Below are 17,913 nucleotides of genomic sequence, written 5' to 3'. Positions count from 1 at the left end.
CAACGCGCCTTTCGTGTCACTGCCCATGCACTTGGGCACGACTGTCGAGTGTAGGCGCCCCCGCCCACCGGCACGCACATTCCGCCGGAGGGCTTGACGCCGGCCCCGATCGCTGTTCCGCGCTCAGGCTCCGGTCGTGGAGCCGGGCCGGACGATCATCAGGACGGTGACGGTCGCCCAGAGCAGGTTGAAGATGCCGGTGAACATGGCGAGTTGCACGGTCCCGGCGCGCTCCACGGGCCGGTGTTCGCCGAGCTCGCCGAGGAGTTCCTGCTGGCGGGGCAGCACGAAGGCGACCAGGACACCGGCGGCAGCGGCGGTCAGGGCCATGGACGTGGTGAGCCAGCCGTCGCCCAGGACGCCCATCGCGGCCGCGGTGGCGAGCCCGAGGACGGGCACCGCGAGGCCGATGCCGGAGTAGACCCGGCAGATGCGGTGCAGCAGGCGTACGGTGCCGATCCCCGCGATGTCCCCTTCCGCCGCGTCCACCTGGACCCGGCGGGCGGCGGGCGGGAACATGCTGGCCGCCACGGTGACGGGGCCGACGGCGACGATGGCCGCCAGGACGTGCAGGGTCAGCAGGAACTTGGTCATCGGGTGCGCTGTCCTTCAGGGTGCGGTTCGACGGTGCCCGCTCACCCTAGGAAGCGCGTCCGTGATCACACAGGGGCAGAAACGACAGCTTCCAACGGGTTCTCGCCAACGCCTCCTTCAGGCATCGGACCGCCGCACCGCGGGTCGGGCCGGGGCTCACGCTGTTGGCGGGAATCCGCCTATCGTGGCGGTCATGCACACGGTGGCGATCCTGGTTCTCGATCATGTGGTGCCGTTCGACATGGCGGCGCCCATGACGGTCTTCGACTGGACGCGGCTGCCCGACGGGCGCCGCCCCTACCGGGTACGGCTGTGCGCGGAGTCGCCGGAGGTACGGGCCGACGGCGGTTTCGGCCTGCGTGTCGAATGGGGTCTCGACTCCCTGGTGGACGCCGACACCATCATCGTGCCGGGCTGCTCCGAGGCGGCCGGTCCGCCCTCCGCCGCCGTGGTGGCCGCACTGCGCCGGGCCGCCGCGTCGGGCACCCGGATCGCGTCGGTGTGCGTGGGCGCCTTCGTGCTGGCGGAAACGGGCCTGCTGGACGGGCTCGCCGCCACCACGCACTGGGTGGCCGCCGATACGCTGGCCCGCCGTTTTCCGCGCGTGGAGGTGCGGCCGGACGTGCTCTACGTCGACAACGGGCAGATCCTGACCTCGGCCGGGGCCGCCGCGGCCCTCGACATGTGTCTGCACATGATCCGCCGGGACCTGGGCTCGGCCGTCGCCGCGCACGCCGCCCGGATGTCCGTGATGCCGCTGGAACGGGAGGGCGGGCAGGCCCAGTTCATCGTGCACGCGTTCCCGCCGGTGCCGCAGGGCTCGACCCTCGAACCGCTCCTGGAGTGGATCGAGGACCACCTGGCCGACGAGATCACCCTGACCGCGATGGCGGCCCGCTCGGGGATGAGCGAGCGCACCTTCAGCCGTCGTTTCCGTGAGCAGACGGGCACCACGCCGTTGCAGTGGTTGCTGCGGGCGCGGGTGCGCAGGGCGCAGTACCTGCTGGAGAACAGCGACCATCCGGTGGAACGGCTCGCCCGCCAGGCGGGGTTCGGGTCACCCACCGCGTTCCGCGAACGGTTCCGCCGGGTCGTCGGCACCACTCCGCAGGCCTACCGCTCCGCGTTCCACGCGAAGACGGATGCCCACGCGACGACGGATGCCGTCCCGGCGGCACACTCCTAGGCCCTGTCGGCCCAGCCCGCCGGCCACCGGGACGGCACGGCGTCACACGGCCAGCCGCAGACCGATCTCCTCGTCCGCGTCAGCGGCGGTGGGCGGCGTGCGCCCGGCGTCCGCGAGCAGACCGTCCGCCTTCTCGACCGCGTCGTGGATGTCGGCGGTGCCCATCATCACGCACAGCGTGTAGCTGACGTCCTCCAGTTCACGTGCCGTGGCCTCCCTTTCCCGCTCCGCCTGGGCGATCCTCAGCGATGCGTAACGAGTCAGCAGCTTCCTGACGACCTTCGTGTCCGGAACGAGCACGTAGCGCCCCTCTCTCGATTTTTCGCTGCGTATGCCCGAACCACGGCGAACCATTCACATCTACCGCCGACAGGGGCGCATTTGGCGTGAATCCGTTACGTTCCGTCCTGCGCCCCCACCTACGCGGTCGTCCAGGGCCGTGCGCCGTCAGGCGACCGGTCCGCTGTGCGGCGCCGTGTACGCCCCTTCCCCGCGCGGGAGTTCCTCGGCGGTGCCGGTCTCCGGTCGGGACGGGTGCGGGCCGGTCGTCACTCGCCGAGCGTGCGGGCGAGTTCCGTGGTCGCGCGCGCGATCTCGGTGTCCTCCTCGGCCATCAGCCCCCGCAGGGCGCCGCGCCGGTCGTGGACGGCCTGGCGCGCCTCGCGCTCCCACACCACGGGGTTCTCGCGGTGGTTGAGCAGCTTGGGGTAGACGGCGGCGGTGCTCTCCCACTGCCGGGCGTCGGCGATGTTGTTGAGCAGCTGGATGATCTCGGCCCGGCAGGCCACATGGGGCAGTTGGGCGAGTTCCCAGAGGAAGGGGACGGTGGCGGCGGTGGCCTGCTCGACCACGAAGCCGTACTGGCAGATCCGCGTCCGCAGATCGGCGAGCGCGGCCTTGGCGGTCCGGGGATCGCCCCAGGCCACGCTGCTCAGCAGCAGCGGGATGGCCGCCGCGCAGCCGGTGGAGTCCTGGATGTCCCGCCACGGCACCCGGTCCAGCGCCATGAGGGGCGCGGTCCGGGCCACCCCGGTCTTCGACCCGTGGTGGTCGTTCCGCTCGGTGCTCGGTCGGTGCGTCGGAGCGGTGGGCATGGCGTGGGGCCTTTCCGCGGCAGTCATCTCGGACGGTCTCAGGGGGGAGGGCAGGTCGAGAGCCTGGCCCAGACGGTCTTGCCGGCCGGGGACTTGAGGATCCAGCCCCACTCCTCGGCCAGGGCGTCGACGATGCACAGCCCGCGGCCGTGCTCCAGCAGGTCCGTGGCGTCGGCGTCGGTGACCTCGGGCGCGTTGTCACCCGGGTCGGAGACGGTGACCACCACATGGGCGGGGTCGAGCAGGAGCCCCAGCCACACCTCGGCCTCGCCCGCCGGAAGGTGCGGCATCGCGTGCGCCACGGCGTTGGCGGCGAGTTCGGTGATCACCAGGACGGCGTCGTCGCTGCGGTGGTCGACCGACCAGCAGCGCAGCGTGTCCCGGGTGAAGGCCCGCGCCAGGGCGAAGCCTTCGCCGCTGCATCTGATGCGCAGGGCGGCGGAACCCGCCGCGGCACTCGGGGGCGCCGGCCTCGGGGTCGGTCGGGCGTCAGGGACCACCGGTCGCGGCCACGGTGGAGCACCGACGGCCATGGCTGCTCCACCTGCTCCCGGCGCAGCCTGGTCCGGCTCCCGGATCACATGGTTCGCAGGTGCTGACACGGCATCTCCTTGATGCGACGTCAAGACGAAGCGCCTCCACGGGGGTTGACGCCGCGGCTATTATCCACCCTGAAGGCGCTCTCGTGCAATTGCACGAGAAATTGCACGGGATACGGGTGGGGCGGGAGGGGCCCGACGCCACCCCGCCCCGGCCCTCCGGGGCAGCCGGGCACAGAGCCCGGCGAAGAACGTGAACAGCAAGGAGAGTGCGGTGCCACCAGTGCAGAACGGAGTGCGGGCCAGTTCGTTGGACGCCCGCTGGATCAAGAGCCGGCACAGCAATGCCGAGGGCAACTGCGTCGAAGTGGCCACTCTGGTCGAGGGAGGCATCGCCGTGCGCAACTCCCGCTTCCCCGACGGGCCGGCGCTCGTCTACACGCCCGCCGAGGTGGCCGCGTTCGTCGCGGGTGCGAAGGAGGGCGAGTTCGACCACCTCTTGTGAGGTCTGCGACCGGGAGGGATCAACTCCCTTCCGTGTACGGGTGGATGCGCAGTGACACGGTGGAGTGAGATAGTGTGAGTCGTCTCTATGCCGGTTCACTGGGAGTCTGGATGTCCCCCGAGTCGCAGCGCATCTCCCGACTGCAGCCTTACCTGGACCGGCCCGAGCCGGCTCCCACCCTGCTGAAGATGCTGGTCGGCGTGCAGCTCGCGGGTTTCCGCGAGGATGCCGGCCTTCCGCAGGAACAGGCCGCCCGCAAGCTCGGATTCAGTGCGGCGAAGCTGTCCCGCATCGAGTCAGGAAAGGGCCGCAGGCCTCCCGCGGAGGCCGACGTCCGCGCGCTGCTGACGTTGTACGGCACCGAGGAGTACGAGGCGTCGGTGCTGCTGCAGTTGCTGCGGCGCGCCGGTGAGCCGGGGTGGTGGCAGCGTTACGACAAGCGGCTGATGCCCGAGTGGTTCGACCGGCTGGTCGGCCTCCAGGAAGCGGCGGCCTCGATCCGTACGTTCGAGATCCAGCACGTTCCGGGTCTGCTGCAGACCCCGGACTACACGCGGGCGGTGGTGGAGCGCGGTCTGCCCGCGGCCGCCGCGGGCGAGGTGCGTCGCCGTGTCGAACTGCGCACCCGGCGGGCGGAGCTGCTGCTGCGCGCGGACGCCCCGCAGCTGTGGGCGGTCATCGACGAGTCGGTCCTGCTGCGTGTGCTCGGCAGCCGGGACGTGATGCGCAAGCAGTTGGAGCACCTCGTCGAGATGGCCGGGCGGTCCAATGTGACCGTGCAGATCGTGCCGTTGGACGTCACCAACGCCTCGGCGCCGTCCATGCCGATCACGTATCTGCGCTTCGGCGGCCTGGATCTGCCCGACGTCGTCTACCTCGAACACATCAAGAGCGCGAACTTCCTTGAGGACCGCGACGAGACGGAGGAGTACCGGCTGGCGCTCGACCGGCTGGCCGACGAGGCGCTCGAACCGCGGGACTCCCTGGAACTGCTGCGCGCGACCTTGAAGGAGCGCTACGGCGGCTGAGGCAGGCCTCTTTCGATCCACGGACGGCAGCGCCCCTCACGAGCGGGTCTCGTGAGGGGCGTTCCTGTGTGTCGGGCCCTGATGCCGTGGACCCTTGATGTGCGACGGGCCCTACGGAAGGCGGCCCACGCCGCCGAACTCGATCCACTCATGGGTGAGCTGACGGGGCGCCACCTCGGAGTCCGGACGCCAGGTGGAGACCTCGACCAGGCCCGGCTCAAGGATCTCCAGACCCTCGAACCACTCGGCGACGTCCTTCGGCTCCCGCACCCGGCCCCAGTGCCCCTGGGTCGCCTGGTCCATGAAGTCGGTGACGAACTTGCGGACCTCGGGGTCCTCGCTGACCAGCTGGCACATCACCAGGAAACTGCCCGGTGCCAGACGCTCCGCGACCCGGCGGGACACCGCGAGGGGGCCGTCCGTGTCGCTGTCGGGAATGCAGTGCATGACCGAGTTGAAGAGCACCGCGACCGGCTGGTCGAAGTCGATCAGGCGCTGCGTCTCGGCGTGCGAGAGGATCGCCTCCGTCTCCCGCATGTCCGCGTGGATGACGGCGGTGCGCTCGTCCTGCTCCAGCAGCGCGCGGCCGTGCACCAGCACCATGGGGTCGTTGTCGACGTAGACCACGCGGGTGTCCGGGTCGATGCGCTGGGCGACCTGGTGGACGTTGTCCTGCGTGGGCAGGCCTGAACCGTGGTCCAGGAACTGCCGGATGCCGTGGTCCGTCGCCAGCGTCTTGACGACGCGCTGGAGGAAACGCCTGTTGTTCACGGCCAGCCGACGGGTGCTGGGGACGACCTTGTCCAGTTCCTCGCACGCGGCCCGGTCGGCCGCGTAGTTGTCCTTGCCGCCCAGATAGTGGTCGTACATCCGCGCGGCCGTCGGGACGGTGGCGTCGATCGACGTGGACAGCTTGTTACCGGTCTCCATCTTTCCCCCAGCTTCGCGCCACGCCAACTGGCCTGGCAGGACAGGGAGTCCATCCTAGGGACCCTTCGTTCGCCAATGCCAGTCCGTGCCGCTTCCCGATCTCAGACGGCGTCCAGTTCGGCGTGCTCGTCCGCGCTGAGGACCAGGTCCACGGCGGCGGCCGAGTCGAGGATCGTCTCGGGGCGGCTCGCGCCCGGGATCGGGACGACGACCGGGGACTTGGTGAGCATCCAGGCCAGGCAGACCCGGTGCGGACTGACCCCGTGGGCCTCGGCGATCCGCGCGAACGGGGCGTGGGAGGAGCCCAGTTCACCGGCCCGGGAGATACCGCCGAGCGGGCTCCAGGGCAGGAAGGCGATGCCGAGTTCGTCGCACAGGCGCAGTTCCGGTTCGCTGGAGCGGAAGGCCGGGGAGAACTGGTTCTGCACGGAGACCAGTCGGCCGCCCAGGATGTCACTCGCCAGCCTGATCTGATCCGGGTCGGCGTTGGAGATCCCCGCCATCCGGATCTTCCCCTCGTCGAGGAGGTCGCGGATCGCGCCGACGGACTGGGCGTACGGCACCGCCGGGTCGGGCCGGTGGAACTGGTAGAGCCCGATGGCCTCCACGCCGAGCCGACGCAGCGAGGCCTCGCAGGCCTCCTTGATGTGGCCGGGGCTGCCGTCGAGCGTCCAACTGCCGTCACCGGGGCGCAGATGCCCGCCCTTGGTGGCGACCAGGACATCCCCGCCCCGTGCGTGGGAGGCGAGGGCCTTGGCGATCAGGGACTCGTTGTGACCGACGTCGTCGGCGTGCAGGTGGTAGGCGTCCGCGGTGTCGATCAGGGTGATGCCGGCGTCGAGTGCGGCGTGGATCGTGGCGAGGGAGCGGGCCTCGTCCGGCCGTCCCTCGATCGACATGGGCATGGCGCCCAGGCCGATCGCGCTGACTTCGACGTCACCGATGCGGCGAGTGTTCATGGGCTCGTGACCTCTTCCGGCTGTCGCGCGGTACCGATGGCGACCGACGCGCCGGACAGGGGCTCGCGGCGGCGCCGGACGCTCTCCAGCCTCGCTGGCCCGCCCCCGGAGGTCCAATAGAAGAACGAGAACGGATTCAGCACCGGGGGCGCTGAATCCGTATCTCCGTGCGCAGGCGCGAGGCCGGGAGGCGCGCGTCCGGGTCAGGAGGTGCGCGAGGCCAGGTACTCCTCGACTCCGGGGGCGCGGTGCGCGTCCTCCACCGCGACGAGTCCGCCGGCCGCCGCGCCGTCGGGCCGCAGCACGTACGTGGACAGGCTCGCGGGCCGGGCCACGTCGGAGAAGTCCTGCGGGCTGCCGAGGCCGGTGTCGGCGTTCTTCTGCGCGCGGTGCGCGGCGACCACGTCCTCGCGGGCCAGGCTGCCCGCCGCACACGCCTTCTTCAGGTCGGCGCCCAGGAGTTGAGCGGCGTTGTACCCGGACAACACCCCGGAGTCGACCGGGGAGCCCGGGTACTTCTTCCCGTACGCGGCGACCATCCGGCGCACCCCGGGCAGGTCGGAGCTGACGGCCGGCGCGGCGCTCACCACGTGCAGCATGGCCTTCAGCGCGGCGGCGGCGGGCGTCTTCATCAGCTGGGGGGCGAAGCCCGGCGCGCTGCTGACGATCGGCACGCGCAGCCCCCTGGAGGCCGCCACCCCGGTCAGCGAGGCCGTCTGGGCGGGTCCCGCGCTGATCAGGACCGCCTTCACACCGGCCTTGCGCAACGCGGTCACCTGCGCGGACAGATCCGAGTCGGTCGCCTTGATCTTCTGGCCGACGACCTTCATCCCCGCCTGTTCCGCGGCCCAGCGGGAGCCTTCCAGCGCGTTGGCCCCGTAGTCGCCCTCGAAGTAGACGTGGCCGATCGTGTCGCCCTTGGCCAGGCCCTTGGTCCGGGTCAGGAAGTCGACGGCGGCGATCATGTCGACGTCGTAGGTGGTGCCGAGGACCTGTACGGCGTCCTTGCCGAGGAGGGAGGCGGCCCAGGCCTGCGGGAAGGTCAGCAGCTTGTCGCGCTCGATGTCGTCGAGGAGCGCGGCGACCACGGGCGACCCGATGACCTGGGGCAGCGCCACCACGTCCGCGGAGATGTCGGCGTAGGCGGCGACGGCCTTCTGTACGTCGTAGCCGTGGTCCTTGACCACGATCTCGACGTCCCGGCCGCAGACACCGCCCTTGGCGTTGGTCTCGTCGGCCCACATCTTCTGGGCCTGCACGATGCTCTTGCCCAGGGTGGCGTAGGGCCCGGTCAGGTCGGTGAGGGCGCCCAGCCGGACGGTCGTGTCGGTGACGCCCGGGCCCGTCTTCACGCCGTCGGCGCCGTCGCCGGTGTCCTGACCGTCGGCCTTGGCGCTGCAGCCCGCCAACAACAGGGCGACGGCCGCGGCGGCGAGGCCGGTGAGGGGTTTCCTGCGGTGCGTGACGTTCACGGGGTGTGCTCCTTGGCTCGTACGGCTGAGGGGTCGGCGGTGGCTCCGGGGGACGAGGTCGCGCTGTCCGGTGGGCGGTGCGGCGGGCGCCGGGTGCGCAGGCGTCGGCTCAGTCCGCGCAGTCCGTCGGGTGTGTACAGGAGGACCAGGACGATGGCCGCGCCGTAGAGGTAGCGGGCCGCCTCGGTCGGGCCGACCCCGGCGTCCGTGGATCCCGGCGCGGCCACCAGGGGCAGTTGGTCGGCGTAGCGGGTCATCAGCAGCGGCAGCGCGGTGACGAAGACGGCTCCGGCGGTGGCTCCGGTCACGGAGCCGAGGCCGCCGATGACGATCATGGCGAGGTAGTCGACCGACAGGGCCAGGGCGAAGTAGTCGGGCACGACCCGCCGGAAGGCGAGGGCCAGGAGCACTCCGGCGAGGCCGGCGTACATCGAGGACACGACGAAGGCCGCCGAGCGGTACCGGGCCACGTGCACGCCCATCACCGCGGCCGCGGTCTCGCTGTCGCGCAGCGCCGTCAGGGCACCGCCGGGGCGTCCGCGCAGCAGGCCGCGTGCCGTGAACCAGCTGAGGGCGAACAGTGCCAGGCCGAGGTACCAGAGCCGTTCCTCGGCGCCGAACGGCACGCCCAGGAGGACGAGTCGGGGATCCGCGTCGGTGAAACCGGGCAGCGGGGGGACCGAGCGGCCGTTGAAGCCGCCGGTGACGGAGTCCGCGGTGAGCAGGACGTGGTGGCCGAGGAAGACGAGGGCCAGGGTGGCGACGCCCAGGTAGATGCCGCGTACCCGGCCCGCGACGGGGCTGAAGAGGCCGCCCGCCGCCCCGGCGAGGAGGACCGCCAGGACGAGGGCGAGCGCGGGCGGGAGACCGGGTCCGGGCTCGCCGGCCAGCCAGACGTACCCGTACGCGCCGACGGCGAGGAAGAAGGCGTGGCCGAGGGAGAGTTGGCCCGCGGTGCCGGTCAGCAGGCCGAGGCCGATGGCACCGATGGCGGCGGCCAGGGAGAACAGGCCGATGCGCAGCCAGAAGGCGTCCAGGTAGAAGGGCAGGACGCACAGGACCACGACGGGCAGACCTCGCCCGCCCCAACGCGCCGCGCGGGTGCGGGCCGTGGAACCGGACACGCTCGCTCGGGTGCGGGCCGTGGAGTCAGACACGGACCGCTCCTCTCGCGCCGAAGAGCCCGGTGGGGCGTACCAGGAGCACCAGCACCATCACGGCGTACGGGGCGACGTCACCGAACCCCTCGCCCAGGACGTGCAGTTCGGACTGGTAGCCGGCGACCAGGGCCTCGGTGAGGCCGATCAGGACACTGCCGGCGAGGGCGCCGCCCGGGGAGGTCATGCCGCCGAGGATCGCGGCGGGGAAGGCCTTGAGGGCGATCTGGCCGGTGGTGCGCTCCAGGCCGGGCGCCGGGAACGCGACGAGGAAGACCGCGGCCAGCGCGGCGAGGGCACCCGCCAGGCACCAGGCGAGGGTGCGCACCCTGACCAGCCGGACGCCCATCAGGGCGGCCGCCTCCAGGTCCTCGGCCGCCGCCCGCAGGGACAGTCCCCAGGCGGTGAACCGGAAGAGGGCGAAGACCGCGCCGATGACGACGGCCGAGACGGCGATGGCGGCGAGCCTGCTGTCGGCGACGGTCACCGGCCCGAGGTCGTGCACCGAGTCGCCCCAGGGGTCGCCCAGGGTGAGCAGGTCGCCGCCGATGCGCCGGGCCAGATCGGTCACCAGGAGGATGTCGATGCCGATGGTCACGATGGTCTGCACATGGGCGGCGTGCGGGTCCGGATCGCCGCGCTGGAGGAGGAAGCGGTCGATCGCGCCGGCCACGGCCGCCGTCGCCAGGACGGCGAGGGCCAGGGCACCGGCGAATCCGAGGTCGTCGTGGAGGACCGCGGTGAGGTAGCCGCCGAGCAGGAGCAGGGAGCCGTGGGCGAAGTTGAGCACGCCCGACGCCTTGAAGATGACGACGAAGCCGAGGGCGACGAGGGCGTAGACCGAGCCGAGGGCGAGTCCGTTGAGGAGGGTGTCGAGGAGGGCGCTCATGCCACGTCCTCCTCGGGTGCTCCGGTGCCGAGGTAGGCGCGCAGCACTTCGGGGTCGCGCCGGACCTCGCCTGGGGTGCCGTGGGCGATGCGGCGGCCGAAGTCGAGGACGGTGACCTCGTCGGCGAGCCGCATGACCAGGCCCATGTCGTGCTCCACGAGGACGACGGACAGGCCGAGTTCGGCGCGGACGTCCCGGACGGCGTCGGCGGTCCGTGCGCGTTCGGCGGCGTTCATGCCGGCGACCGGCTCGTCGAGCAGCAGCACGCTCGGCTCCAGGCACAGGGCGCGGGCGAACTCCACCCGCTTGCGGTCGCCGTACGACAGCAGAGCAACCGGTGTGTCGAAGTGGCCGCCGATTCCCGTGAGTTCGGCTATCTCGCGGGCCTTGGCCAGGTGCTCGCGCTGTTCTCCGACGACCCGGGGCAGGCGCAGGGCGCTGGCCGTGAAGCCCGCGCGGGAGTGCACGTGCCGGCCGAGCATGAGGTTGTCGGCGACGGTTCCCTCCGTGGTGACGATGTTCTGGAACGTCCGCGCCACGCCGAGGGCGGCGATCCGGTGCGGGGCGAGCCGGGACAGTTCGGCGTCGCCGAGCGTGACGGTGCCGGCGGCGGGGCGGCACAGGCCGGACAGGACGTTGAAGCAGGTGGACTTGCCGGCCCCGTTGGGTCCGATGAGGGCGTGTACCGATCCGGGGACGACGGTGAAGGACACGTCGTCGAGCGCGGTGAGCCCGGCGAAGCGCACGGTGACGTCCCGTACGCGCAGTACGGGAGGTTCGGCGGCACGCGGGCGCGGGGCGGAGCGGGTCACGCGACCCCCTGCCCGGCGTCGGACGGCCGGTCGGTGCCGGACAGGTCGGTACCGGTCTCCTCGCCGAGGTAGAGGCGGCGTACCGCGTCGGTGCGGGCGAGTTCGTCGGCGGGCCCGGACAGCCGGATCTCGCCCACCTCCAGGACATGGGCGTGGTCCGCGAGCGAGAGCGCCAGGCCGGCGTTCTGTTCGACCAGCAGGACGGCGGTGCCCTGGGCGTTGATCTCGCGGACGACCTGGGCGATCCGGTACACCATCTTCGGCGCGAGACCCAGCGAGGGTTCGTCGAGCAGGAGCAGCCGGGGCGCCGCCATCAGGGCGCGGCCGATGGCCAGCATCTGCTGCTCTCCCCCGGACAGCAGGCCGGCCGCCTGGTGGGTGCGTTCGGCGAGCCGGGGGAAGAGGGTGAACACCCGGTCCCGGCCCTCACGGACCGCTGCCGGGCCGCGCCGGCCGAGGCCGAGGGCGCCGCTGCGCAGATTCTCGTCGACGGTGAGTCCGGCGAACACCCGGCGGCCCTCGGGTACCTGGACGACTCCGGCGCGGACCGCGGCGACCGGGTCCCGGCCGTCGAGGACGGTGTCGCCGTAGCGGATCCGGCCGCCGGTGATCGCCCCGCGGTGCAGCCGCAGGGTGCCCGACACCGCGCGCAGCAGGGTCGTCTTGCCGGCGCCGTTGGCACCGAGCAGGGTGACGACACCGCCGTGCGGGACGGTCAGGGTCACGGAGCGGAGGGCGGACAGGGCACGGCCGTAGGTCACGTCGAGCTCCCCGACGTACAGGGCGGGTTCCTCGTCCGGTGGTCTTGCGGGCATCGCGGCGGCTCCTCGTATCCGTGCCGGGCGGCACGGGCTGCGGGGGAAGGGAGCCCACGACAGCACGGGCGTCGGCAGCCGGTACAGGACTTGGCGCGCGCTCGCTGCGCCGTCCCAGTGCCCGCCCGGAGAGCCTGTGCGGATGCCCAGGGGGTACGGGGACGGCGGGTGTCCTCAGTCGCGCAGCAGCCGGCGGGCGGTGAGGGCGAGGCTGATCTCCACCACGTCGGCGGGACGGGCCAGGGAGCGTCCCGTCAGGTGCTCGAAGCGCCGCAGCCGGTTCAGCACGGTGTTGCGGTGGCAGTAGAGCCGCTCGCCGGCCCGTTGCGCGGAACCGTCGCAGGCCAGCCAGGCGACCAGGGTCTCCAGGAGCACCGCGCCGTCGGCCGGCTCCAGTCGTCGGAGCGGGCCGAGCACCCGGTCGGCGAGGGCCCTGCCGAGTTCCGGGGCCAGGACGACGAGGGCGTCGGGCAGGTGCTCGGACAGCCGGACCGCGCCGCCCCCGGCCGGACAGAGGCCGAGCGCGGTGTCGGCCTGCTGGCGGGCGTCGCCGATGCCGGCCAGCCCCTCCACGGCGCCGCCGACGCCGATCCTGGCGCCCGTCGCGGGGCCCGGAGGCCGGGGCGCGGGTTCCGGCGGGCCGCCGCCGCCGACCAGGACGATCGCGTAGTCCACCTCCACGCCGGTGTGCCAGTGCACGCGCAGCCCTTCGGGCACGGCCGCGGTCCGGGCGGCGGCGGATCCCGAGGGGTCCTCGCCCGCGACCGCGACGACCGCGTACCGCCCGTGCTCGGGCAGGTCCAGCGCCTGCGCGGTCTCGGGCAGGTCGGCGATCCGGCTGGTCCCGTCGAGGAGGGCCGCGGCCAGCAGCCGTACCCGGTTCTCGCGCCGCCAGGTCAGCTGCCGCTCGACCTGCCGGTAGGCGTCCGCGACGAGGGTGCAGTGCTCGTCGACGAAGTTCCAGACGTCGGACGCCACGTGGACGAGGAGGCGTACGTCCTCGGGGGCGGTCCGGGAGGTCTCCTCGACCAGCCCCTGCCACACCAGCGACCCGCCGAGGCGGAACGCGTGCAGCAGGGCGTCCAGCGGCAGGCCCTGTTCGGCGCGGGCGGCGCCGATCTTCCACGAGCAACGGCGGGCGGCGTCCCGGGCGTTGCGGGGGTCCATCAGCGAGGCCACGCTGTGCCGCAGCGACCGGTGCACCTCCTGCCAGGTCCCGACGGGGTCGCCCTCCAGGGCGGCCCGGTAGGCCGGCTCCTGGTCCTGCAGAACGGCCACCAGCCGGTCCGTCAGGTCGGGCAGGTCGTCCAGCAGTACGCGGGCGGCGCGGTGCAGGGCATGCAGCGCGTCGGCGTCGGTGAGGGACCGCACCCGCCGGGTCCGCGGATGCGGAACGGGCACCGGTCCCGGGCGGAGCGCTGTTCGTGGCCGTACGGCATGGTGCATGACGGTCCTCCCCCAGGTTCGGCGGCGCGGCACCGCGCCCGCGGCGGACCCCCTGCCGGTCCACGGCTCTGGCCGCGGCGCCCGCCACCCGAGTCGTCCTGCCCCGAAGGATGGCATACCGTCCGGTCGGTCCCTAGGGTCGTGCACCGGTCTGTTCCCCGGCCTCTCCCGTCCGGTCGACCAGCCGCGCCAGTTCGATCCGGGAGCGCAGACCGAGGGCGGCGAAGACGTTCCGCAGGTGGCAGTCGACCGTGCGGGTGCTCACGGCCAGCCGCAGCGCCACCTCCCTGTTGGTGGCACCCTCGGCGACGTACCGGGCGATGCGCAGTTGCTGGGGTGTCAGACGGGACAGCGCGTCCGGGCCGCTCGGGCACGGGGCGGTTCCGTGCGCCCGCAGCTCGGCTCCGGTCTGCCGCGCCCACACCCGGGCACCGCAGCGGTCGAACCCGACGAGTGCGGCCCCGAGGCGGTCCCGGGCCTCGCGCAGCCTGCGTCTGCGGCGCAGCCATCTGCCGTACAGGAGGTCGGTGCGGGCCCGTTCGAAGTCGCCGCCCGCCTCGTCGTGCAGGACCAGGGCCCGTCGGTAGAGCGCGTCCGCGTTCTCCGGGACGGCCAGCAGGGCGCGGCAGCGGGCCAGTTGGGCGGGGGCCTGCGGGTCGGCGCCGAAGGCCGCCCACCGGGCGAACTCCTCGACGAGCGTCGGGGTGTCGTCGCGGCATCCGGCGAGCACGGCGGCCTCCACATAGCAGGGCACGGCGAGCATCCACACCGCGAAGTGCCCGCGCCGGGGGCCGGGTCGCACCAGTGGGCCGAGCCGGTCGGCGGCGTCGAGGGGACGGCCGCCTCCGAGGTCGGCGCGCGCGGTGGCCCACTGCGCCAGGGTGGCCGCCTGGGCCAGCCCGTGCCGGCGGGCGATGGCCAGCGCGGCGGCGGCATGCCCGGCGACCGCGCCGGTGTCCCCCTCGATCGACGCGGCCAGGGCGAGCACGGCGTGGTGGTGGGCCGCGGTGTTGCGCTGCCCGGCCCGCAGCGCGATGCGCAGACCCTTGTGGGCATGGGTGCGGGCCTGCGCGTGCCGGCCCGCACGCAGCTCGGCGTAGGCCAGGTACTCCAGCGCCTGCGGCACCAGCGCCGCCGCACCCCTGCTCCGGGCTCCCGCGAGGGCCCGGGCGCCGGCCGCGCGGGCCGCCGCCATGTCACCGAGCAGAAGTGCCGCGGACGCCGACCGCAGCAGTCCTTGCGGTTCCTCGTCGGTACGGGCGTGCTCCACCACGCGGCGCAGGGGTACGGCCGCCCGGTCGAAGCGTTCCTCCAGCAGGCCGCGCATGCCGAGGGCGTGGTCGCGCACCGGGTCGTGTCCGTCGCGCTCTGGCCGTGGTCCGGCATGCCCTGGTCCGGCGGTCCCCGGCGGGCGGGCCGGGGCAGGTGCGCCGTCGGCGCCCGCGAGGGCGAGCGCCTTGAGACAGGCGGCCCGGTCACCCGCGGCCCACGCGGCGTGCGCGGCGGCGAGGGCGGCGTGCGCGGACCGCTCGGGGGTGCCGGCGTCGAGCAGGGCCGCGGCGAGCAGGAGGGAGGCATGGGCGTCCCCCACCGGGCCGTCGCGCAGTTCGGCCAGCCCTCGCACGAGCGCGTCCCGTCCACGCGTGGCGACTGACGCTGGTGCTGGTGCTGGTGCTGGTGCTGGTGCTGGTGCTGGTGCTGCGAGGGTGTCGCGGGCCTGCCGGTCCGGGCCCGCCGTCGTCGGCCGGTCCGACAGGGCGGCCGAGGTCGGCGCGGGCCTCTGTCCGGTCATTCCCGCGACGTTACGGACCGCTGTCGAGAGGCGGAAGGCGTGCGTCCGAAGGGAGGGACGGCTTGTGCCGGTGCCCAGCGTCACCGGTCGACGCCCGTGCACCGGCACAAGGCCGTCGGAAGGGTCAGGAACAGTCAGGAGCGGTCAGGAGCCGTGCGGGCAGTTCCCGCGGTACTCCTCGATCGTCACGCTCGGCCGGGGCAGCGGGCACAGGAACTGCTCGTAGCGGGTGTCGTTGTCGATGAACCGTTTGAGCCAGGACACGCTGTACTTGGCGATCGTCGTGTTCGACGTGTTCGGCGAGAAGTGCGTGGCGTTGTTCAGCTCCAGATAGGCCCGGTCGGTGGACGCGGGCAGGCTGTCGTAGAAGGGCTCGGCGTGGCTCGCGACCGGCGCGACGGTGTCGCCGTCCGCGCCGACGATCAGGGTGGGTGTGCTCACCTCGGGCCAGGACTTGTCGATGTTCCAGGGCGTCAGGGGGATCGCCGCCTGGAGCGCGGGGCGGGACTTGGCGGCCTCCAGGCTGCCACCGCCGCCCATCGAGTGCCCCATGACGCCGAGCCTGCTGCCGTCGACGCGACCGCGCACCGAGCTGCGTTGGGTGAGGTGGTCCAGGGCGGCGAGCAGTTGGCGGCCTCGTGAGTCCGGCTGGTCGAGGGTGGTGAGGGTGTCGATGGTGAAGACGACGAACCCCTGGGAGGCCAGGCGCGGTCCCAGCCAGGAGATGGAGGACTGGGTGCCGGTGTAGCCGGGTGAGACGACCACGGCTCCGAAGGTCCCGTCGGCGGTGCTGGTGGGGTAGTAGACGGTGCCGCCGCCGAACCCGGTGACGGTGGCGCGGGAGACGGTCGTCTCGGAGACCGCGTAGGGGCCGCGCGGTGCCTCGATGGAGGCGTCGGTGGGTGCCGGGCCGCGCTCGTAGGGGTTCTCCGCCGCCTGGGCACCGGGAGCGGCGAGGGTGCCGAGGCCCACCGTCGCGACGATCGCCGCGAGGGCGCCGGTGAACCGGTGGGCCCTGGGGCGGCCGTGCGGGGCGGGCCGGGTGGCCCGGGGAAGGGGGCCGGGCCGCGGGTGCGGGTGCGCTTGCCGGTGTTGGTGCTGGTGCGCTTGCTCGTGCACGACGAGTCGTCCTCTCGGTCGTGGCGAGCCGCCCGGCCGGGCCCGGCGCACGTGCGCCGCCGGGGCCTGTGGGGGGACGGCCGCCGCTTGCCTGCCGTGCCACTGTCGGGGGGCGACCCCGCGTCGGGGATCGGCAATGTCACCGGTCTTGTGACGCAGCCCCAGAGACGTGCGCGGTGCCCGGTACCTCGTTCCCGAGCCGGTCGCACGTCCGTCCGGTGCGTGTGGCACGCTCACCCCGACCGGTCGGCCGTCCGCCACCGGTCGTGACGAGGTCGTACGGCATGGAGAGGCGACGGCATGCGCATCGGACTGCTCGGTACCGGACCCTGGGCCCGGATGGCCCACGCCCCCGCTCTCGCCGGGCACGCGGGACTGGAGTTCGTCGGGGTGTGGGGCCGCCGCCCGGACGCGGCCGGGGAACTGGCCGATCTGCACGGCACGCGCGCCTACGACGACGTCGACGCGCTGTTCGCCGAGGTGGACGCGGTGGCCGTGGCCCTGCCCCCGGCCGTACAGGCGGACCTCGCGGCACGGGCCGCGCGGGCGGGGTGCCATCTGCTGCTGGACAAGCCCGTCGCCACGACCGTGGAGCAGGGGCGGGCCGTGGTCGAGGCCGTCGAGGCGGCGGGCGTCGCCTCGGTCGTCTTCTTCACCGCGCGCTTCCAGTCGGAGATCGACGCGTGGATCACCGAACAGGCGGCTGCCGAGGGCTGGTTCACCGGGCGGGCCGAGTGGCTCGGCTCGGTGTTCACCAGCGACAGCCCCTTCGCGGACTCGCCGTGGCGGCGTGAGAAGGGCGCCCTGTGGGACGTGGGCCCGCACGCCCTGTCCGTGCTGCTGCCGGTGCTCGGCGATGCCCGGCGGGTGTCGGCCGCCGCGTCCGGCCCGGGTGACACCGTGCACCTGGTCCTCGACCATGTGAGCGGCGCGTCCAGCACGCTGACGCTGAGCCTGACGGCTCCGCCCGCGGCGTCGGGGGCCGGCGTCGAACTGCGGGGCGCGGCCGGGGTGGCACTGCTCCCGGAGAGTTCCGAGGAGGTCGGCACCGCCCTCTCCCGGGCCGCCGACGCGCTGCTCGACTCCGCCCGCACCGGCCGCCCGCACCCGTGCGACGCCCGGTTCGGCCTGCGGGTCACCGAGATCCTCGCGGCGGCCGAAGCCGCGCTGGAAGGCAACTGACCCGCGGCGAGGCGCCCCTCCCCCGCCCGCTGCTCACCCCTGGTCGTCGAACGGCTCCTCGCTCCACCGGAACCAGGCCCGGTCGCCCTCGATGTGCAGCAGGAACTCGGGCACCGGGCCGTCCGGCGAGGACAGCGTCACCCGGCGCCGGATCTCGTCGCAGACGGTCTCCCACTCCTTCCAGTGCCCCTCGTCGTCCTGCCCCGCCAGGGCGAGTTCACGGGCGAACAGCTCCTGGAGGGCCGGGTACACCGGACCGGCGGTGAACCGGCCGGCCGGCCACGGGAAGTCGGCGTCGTCGATCAGGATCTCCCCGACCGTCTCCGTGCCGCTGCGCACCCGCCACACCTCGCCGTCGAACCCCACCGTGCCTCCGTCCCCGTCTGCCACCACC

18 protein-coding genes and 1 pseudogene are annotated in these 17,913 nt (G+C 73.2%); 4 read left to right on the top strand and 15 right to left on the bottom strand.

What is annotated here, in order from left to right; genetic code table 11:
* Positions 1-123: 123 nt before the first annotated feature.
* Positions 124-594, bottom strand: a complete 471-nt coding sequence (locus tag ACZ5VD_RS32425) for a hypothetical protein (protein WP_468551487.1) — start codon at positions 592-594, stop codon at positions 124-126.
* Positions 595-787: 193 nt separating this feature from the next.
* Here ACZ5VD_RS32425 and ACZ5VD_RS32420 point away from each other — a divergent pair, with 193 nt between their 5' ends.
* Positions 788-1,780, top strand: coding sequence for a GlxA family transcriptional regulator (locus tag ACZ5VD_RS32420; RefSeq protein ID WP_468684239.1), 993 nt, complete (start codon positions 788-790; stop codon positions 1,778-1,780).
* A gap of 42 nt (positions 1,781-1,822) precedes the next feature.
* Here ACZ5VD_RS32420 and ACZ5VD_RS32415 read toward each other — a convergent pair whose 3' ends face one another.
* The 3 genes from ACZ5VD_RS32415 to ACZ5VD_RS32405 all read right to left on the bottom strand — a co-directional run bounded on the left by ACZ5VD_RS32415 (position 1,823) and on the right by ACZ5VD_RS32405 (position 3,407).
* Positions 1,823-2,080, bottom strand: coding sequence for a DUF5133 domain-containing protein (locus tag ACZ5VD_RS32415; RefSeq protein ID WP_468551485.1), 258 nt, complete (start codon positions 2,078-2,080; stop codon positions 1,823-1,825).
* A 248-nt stretch (positions 2,081-2,328) separates the two neighbouring features.
* Positions 2,329-2,874 carry a hypothetical protein gene (locus ACZ5VD_RS32410; RefSeq protein WP_468551484.1) on the bottom strand — a complete coding sequence of 182 codons (546 nt, stop codon included), beginning with the start codon at positions 2,872-2,874 and terminating at the stop codon, positions 2,329-2,331.
* Between the two features lie 38 nt (positions 2,875-2,912).
* Positions 2,913-3,407 carry an ATP-binding protein gene (locus ACZ5VD_RS32405; protein ID WP_468551483.1) on the bottom strand — a complete coding sequence of 165 codons (495 nt, stop codon included), beginning with the start codon at positions 3,405-3,407 and terminating at the stop codon, positions 2,913-2,915.
* 280 nt (positions 3,408-3,687) lie between these two features.
* Here ACZ5VD_RS32405 and ACZ5VD_RS32400 point away from each other — a divergent pair, with 280 nt between their 5' ends.
* Together ACZ5VD_RS32400 and ACZ5VD_RS32395 are read left to right on the top strand one after the other, a co-directional pair.
* Positions 3,688-3,918 (top strand): DUF397 domain-containing protein, encoded by a 231-nt coding sequence (locus tag ACZ5VD_RS32400; protein ID WP_468551482.1) that lies wholly within the window; start codon positions 3,688-3,690, stop codon positions 3,916-3,918.
* 110 nt (positions 3,919-4,028) lie between these two features.
* A complete protein-coding gene (locus ACZ5VD_RS32395) occupies positions 4,029-4,946 on the top strand; it encodes a helix-turn-helix domain-containing protein (RefSeq protein WP_468551481.1) in 918 nt (305 codons plus the stop codon).
* A gap of 111 nt (positions 4,947-5,057) precedes the next feature.
* Here ACZ5VD_RS32395 and ACZ5VD_RS32390 read toward each other — a convergent pair whose 3' ends face one another.
* The 10 genes and pseudogenes from ACZ5VD_RS32390 to bdeA all read right to left on the bottom strand — a co-directional run bounded on the left by ACZ5VD_RS32390 (position 5,058) and on the right by bdeA (position 16,337).
* Complete coding sequence (locus ACZ5VD_RS32390; protein ID WP_468551480.1) at positions 5,058-5,876, bottom strand: SAM-dependent methyltransferase; 819 nt, start codon at positions 5,874-5,876, stop codon at positions 5,058-5,060.
* Between the two features lie 101 nt (positions 5,877-5,977).
* Positions 5,978-6,835, bottom strand: coding sequence for an aldo/keto reductase (locus tag ACZ5VD_RS32385; RefSeq protein ID WP_468684238.1), 858 nt, complete (start codon positions 6,833-6,835; stop codon positions 5,978-5,980).
* Between the two features lie 203 nt (positions 6,836-7,038).
* A complete protein-coding gene (locus ACZ5VD_RS32380) occupies positions 7,039-8,307 on the bottom strand; it encodes an ABC transporter substrate-binding protein (RefSeq protein ID WP_468551478.1) in 1,269 nt (422 codons plus the stop codon).
* Positions 8,304-9,380 (bottom strand): branched-chain amino acid ABC transporter permease, encoded by a 1,077-nt coding sequence (locus ACZ5VD_RS32375; RefSeq protein WP_468684271.1) that lies wholly within the window; start codon positions 9,378-9,380, stop codon positions 8,304-8,306. The genes ACZ5VD_RS32380 and ACZ5VD_RS32375 overlap by 4 nt, the downstream gene beginning before the upstream one ends.
* Before the next feature lie 76 nt (positions 9,381-9,456).
* A complete protein-coding gene (locus tag ACZ5VD_RS32370; protein ID WP_468551477.1) occupies positions 9,457-10,353 on the bottom strand; it encodes a branched-chain amino acid ABC transporter permease in 897 nt (298 codons plus the stop codon).
* Positions 10,350-11,165, bottom strand: coding sequence for an ABC transporter ATP-binding protein (locus tag ACZ5VD_RS32365; RefSeq protein ID WP_468684237.1), 816 nt, complete (start codon positions 11,163-11,165; stop codon positions 10,350-10,352). Before ACZ5VD_RS32365 ends, ACZ5VD_RS32370 begins: the two co-directional genes overlap by 4 nt.
* The gene (locus ACZ5VD_RS32360) at positions 11,162-11,980 is read right to left on the bottom strand and encodes an ABC transporter ATP-binding protein (RefSeq protein WP_468684235.1); all 819 of its coding nucleotides are present in this window, start codon (positions 11,978-11,980) and stop codon (positions 11,162-11,164) included. Before ACZ5VD_RS32360 ends, ACZ5VD_RS32365 begins: the two co-directional genes overlap by 4 nt.
* Positions 11,981-12,154: 174 nt before the next feature.
* Positions 12,155-13,426 (bottom strand): PucR family transcriptional regulator, encoded by a 1,272-nt coding sequence (locus ACZ5VD_RS32355; RefSeq protein WP_468684233.1) that lies wholly within the window; start codon positions 13,424-13,426, stop codon positions 12,155-12,157.
* A gap of 133 nt (positions 13,427-13,559) precedes the next feature.
* Positions 13,560-15,245: pseudogene (locus ACZ5VD_RS32350) on the bottom strand (LuxR C-terminal-related transcriptional regulator); the annotation flags it as partial.
* A 117-nt stretch (positions 15,246-15,362) separates the two neighbouring features.
* A complete protein-coding gene (gene bdeA / locus ACZ5VD_RS32345) occupies positions 15,363-16,337 on the bottom strand; it encodes a bis(hydroxyethyl) terephthalate hydrolase (protein ID WP_468551473.1) in 975 nt (324 codons plus the stop codon).
* 300 nt (positions 16,338-16,637) lie between these two features.
* Between bdeA and ACZ5VD_RS32340 the strand changes: the two genes are divergently transcribed.
* Positions 16,638-17,519 carry a Gfo/Idh/MocA family protein gene (locus ACZ5VD_RS32340; protein WP_468551472.1) on the top strand — a complete coding sequence of 294 codons (882 nt, stop codon included), beginning with the start codon at positions 16,638-16,640 and terminating at the stop codon, positions 17,517-17,519.
* A gap of 33 nt (positions 17,520-17,552) precedes the next feature.
* Here ACZ5VD_RS32340 and ACZ5VD_RS32335 read toward each other — a convergent pair whose 3' ends face one another.
* A complete protein-coding gene (locus ACZ5VD_RS32335) occupies positions 17,553-17,885 on the bottom strand; it encodes a hypothetical protein (RefSeq protein ID WP_468551471.1) in 333 nt (110 codons plus the stop codon).
* Positions 17,886-17,913 lie beyond the last annotated feature (28 nt).

It is taken from the genome of Streptomyces sp. NPDC032822 (genome assembly GCF_055578825.1).
Note: the sequence above shows the minus strand (reverse complement) of the source record. Positions and strands in the feature narration are given on the sequence as shown.

Coding starts and splice junctions, on each gene's coding strand:
- ACZ5VD_RS32425 (WP_468551487.1), bottom strand. CDS start 594: ATGACCAAGTTCCTGCTGACCCTGCACGTCCTGGCGGCCATCGTCGCC.
- ACZ5VD_RS32420 (WP_468684239.1), top strand. CDS start 788: ATGCACACGGTGGCGATCCTGGTTCTCGATCATGTGGTGCCGTTCGAC.
- ACZ5VD_RS32410 (WP_468551484.1), bottom strand. CDS start 2,874: ATGCCCACCGCTCCGACGCACCGACCGAGCACCGAGCGGAACGACCAC.
- ACZ5VD_RS32405 (WP_468551483.1), bottom strand. CDS start 3,407: ATGGCCGTCGGTGCTCCACCGTGGCCGCGACCGGTGGTCCCTGACGCC.
- ACZ5VD_RS32395 (WP_468551481.1), top strand. CDS start 4,029: ATGTCCCCCGAGTCGCAGCGCATCTCCCGACTGCAGCCTTACCTGGAC.
- ACZ5VD_RS32390 (WP_468551480.1), bottom strand. CDS start 5,876: ATGGAGACCGGTAACAAGCTGTCCACGTCGATCGACGCCACCGTCCCG.
- ACZ5VD_RS32385 (WP_468684238.1), bottom strand. CDS start 6,835: ATGAACACTCGCCGCATCGGTGACGTCGAAGTCAGCGCGATCGGCCTG.
- ACZ5VD_RS32370 (WP_468551477.1), bottom strand. CDS start 10,353: ATGAGCGCCCTCCTCGACACCCTCCTCAACGGACTCGCCCTCGGCTCG.
- ACZ5VD_RS32360 (WP_468684235.1), bottom strand. CDS start 11,980: ATGCCCGCAAGACCACCGGACGAGGAACCCGCCCTGTACGTCGGGGAG.
- ACZ5VD_RS32355 (WP_468684233.1), bottom strand. CDS start 13,426: ATGCACCATGCCGTACGGCCACGAACAGCGCTCCGCCCGGGACCGGTG.
- ACZ5VD_RS32340 (WP_468551472.1), top strand. CDS start 16,638: ATGCGCATCGGACTGCTCGGTACCGGACCCTGGGCCCGGATGGCCCAC.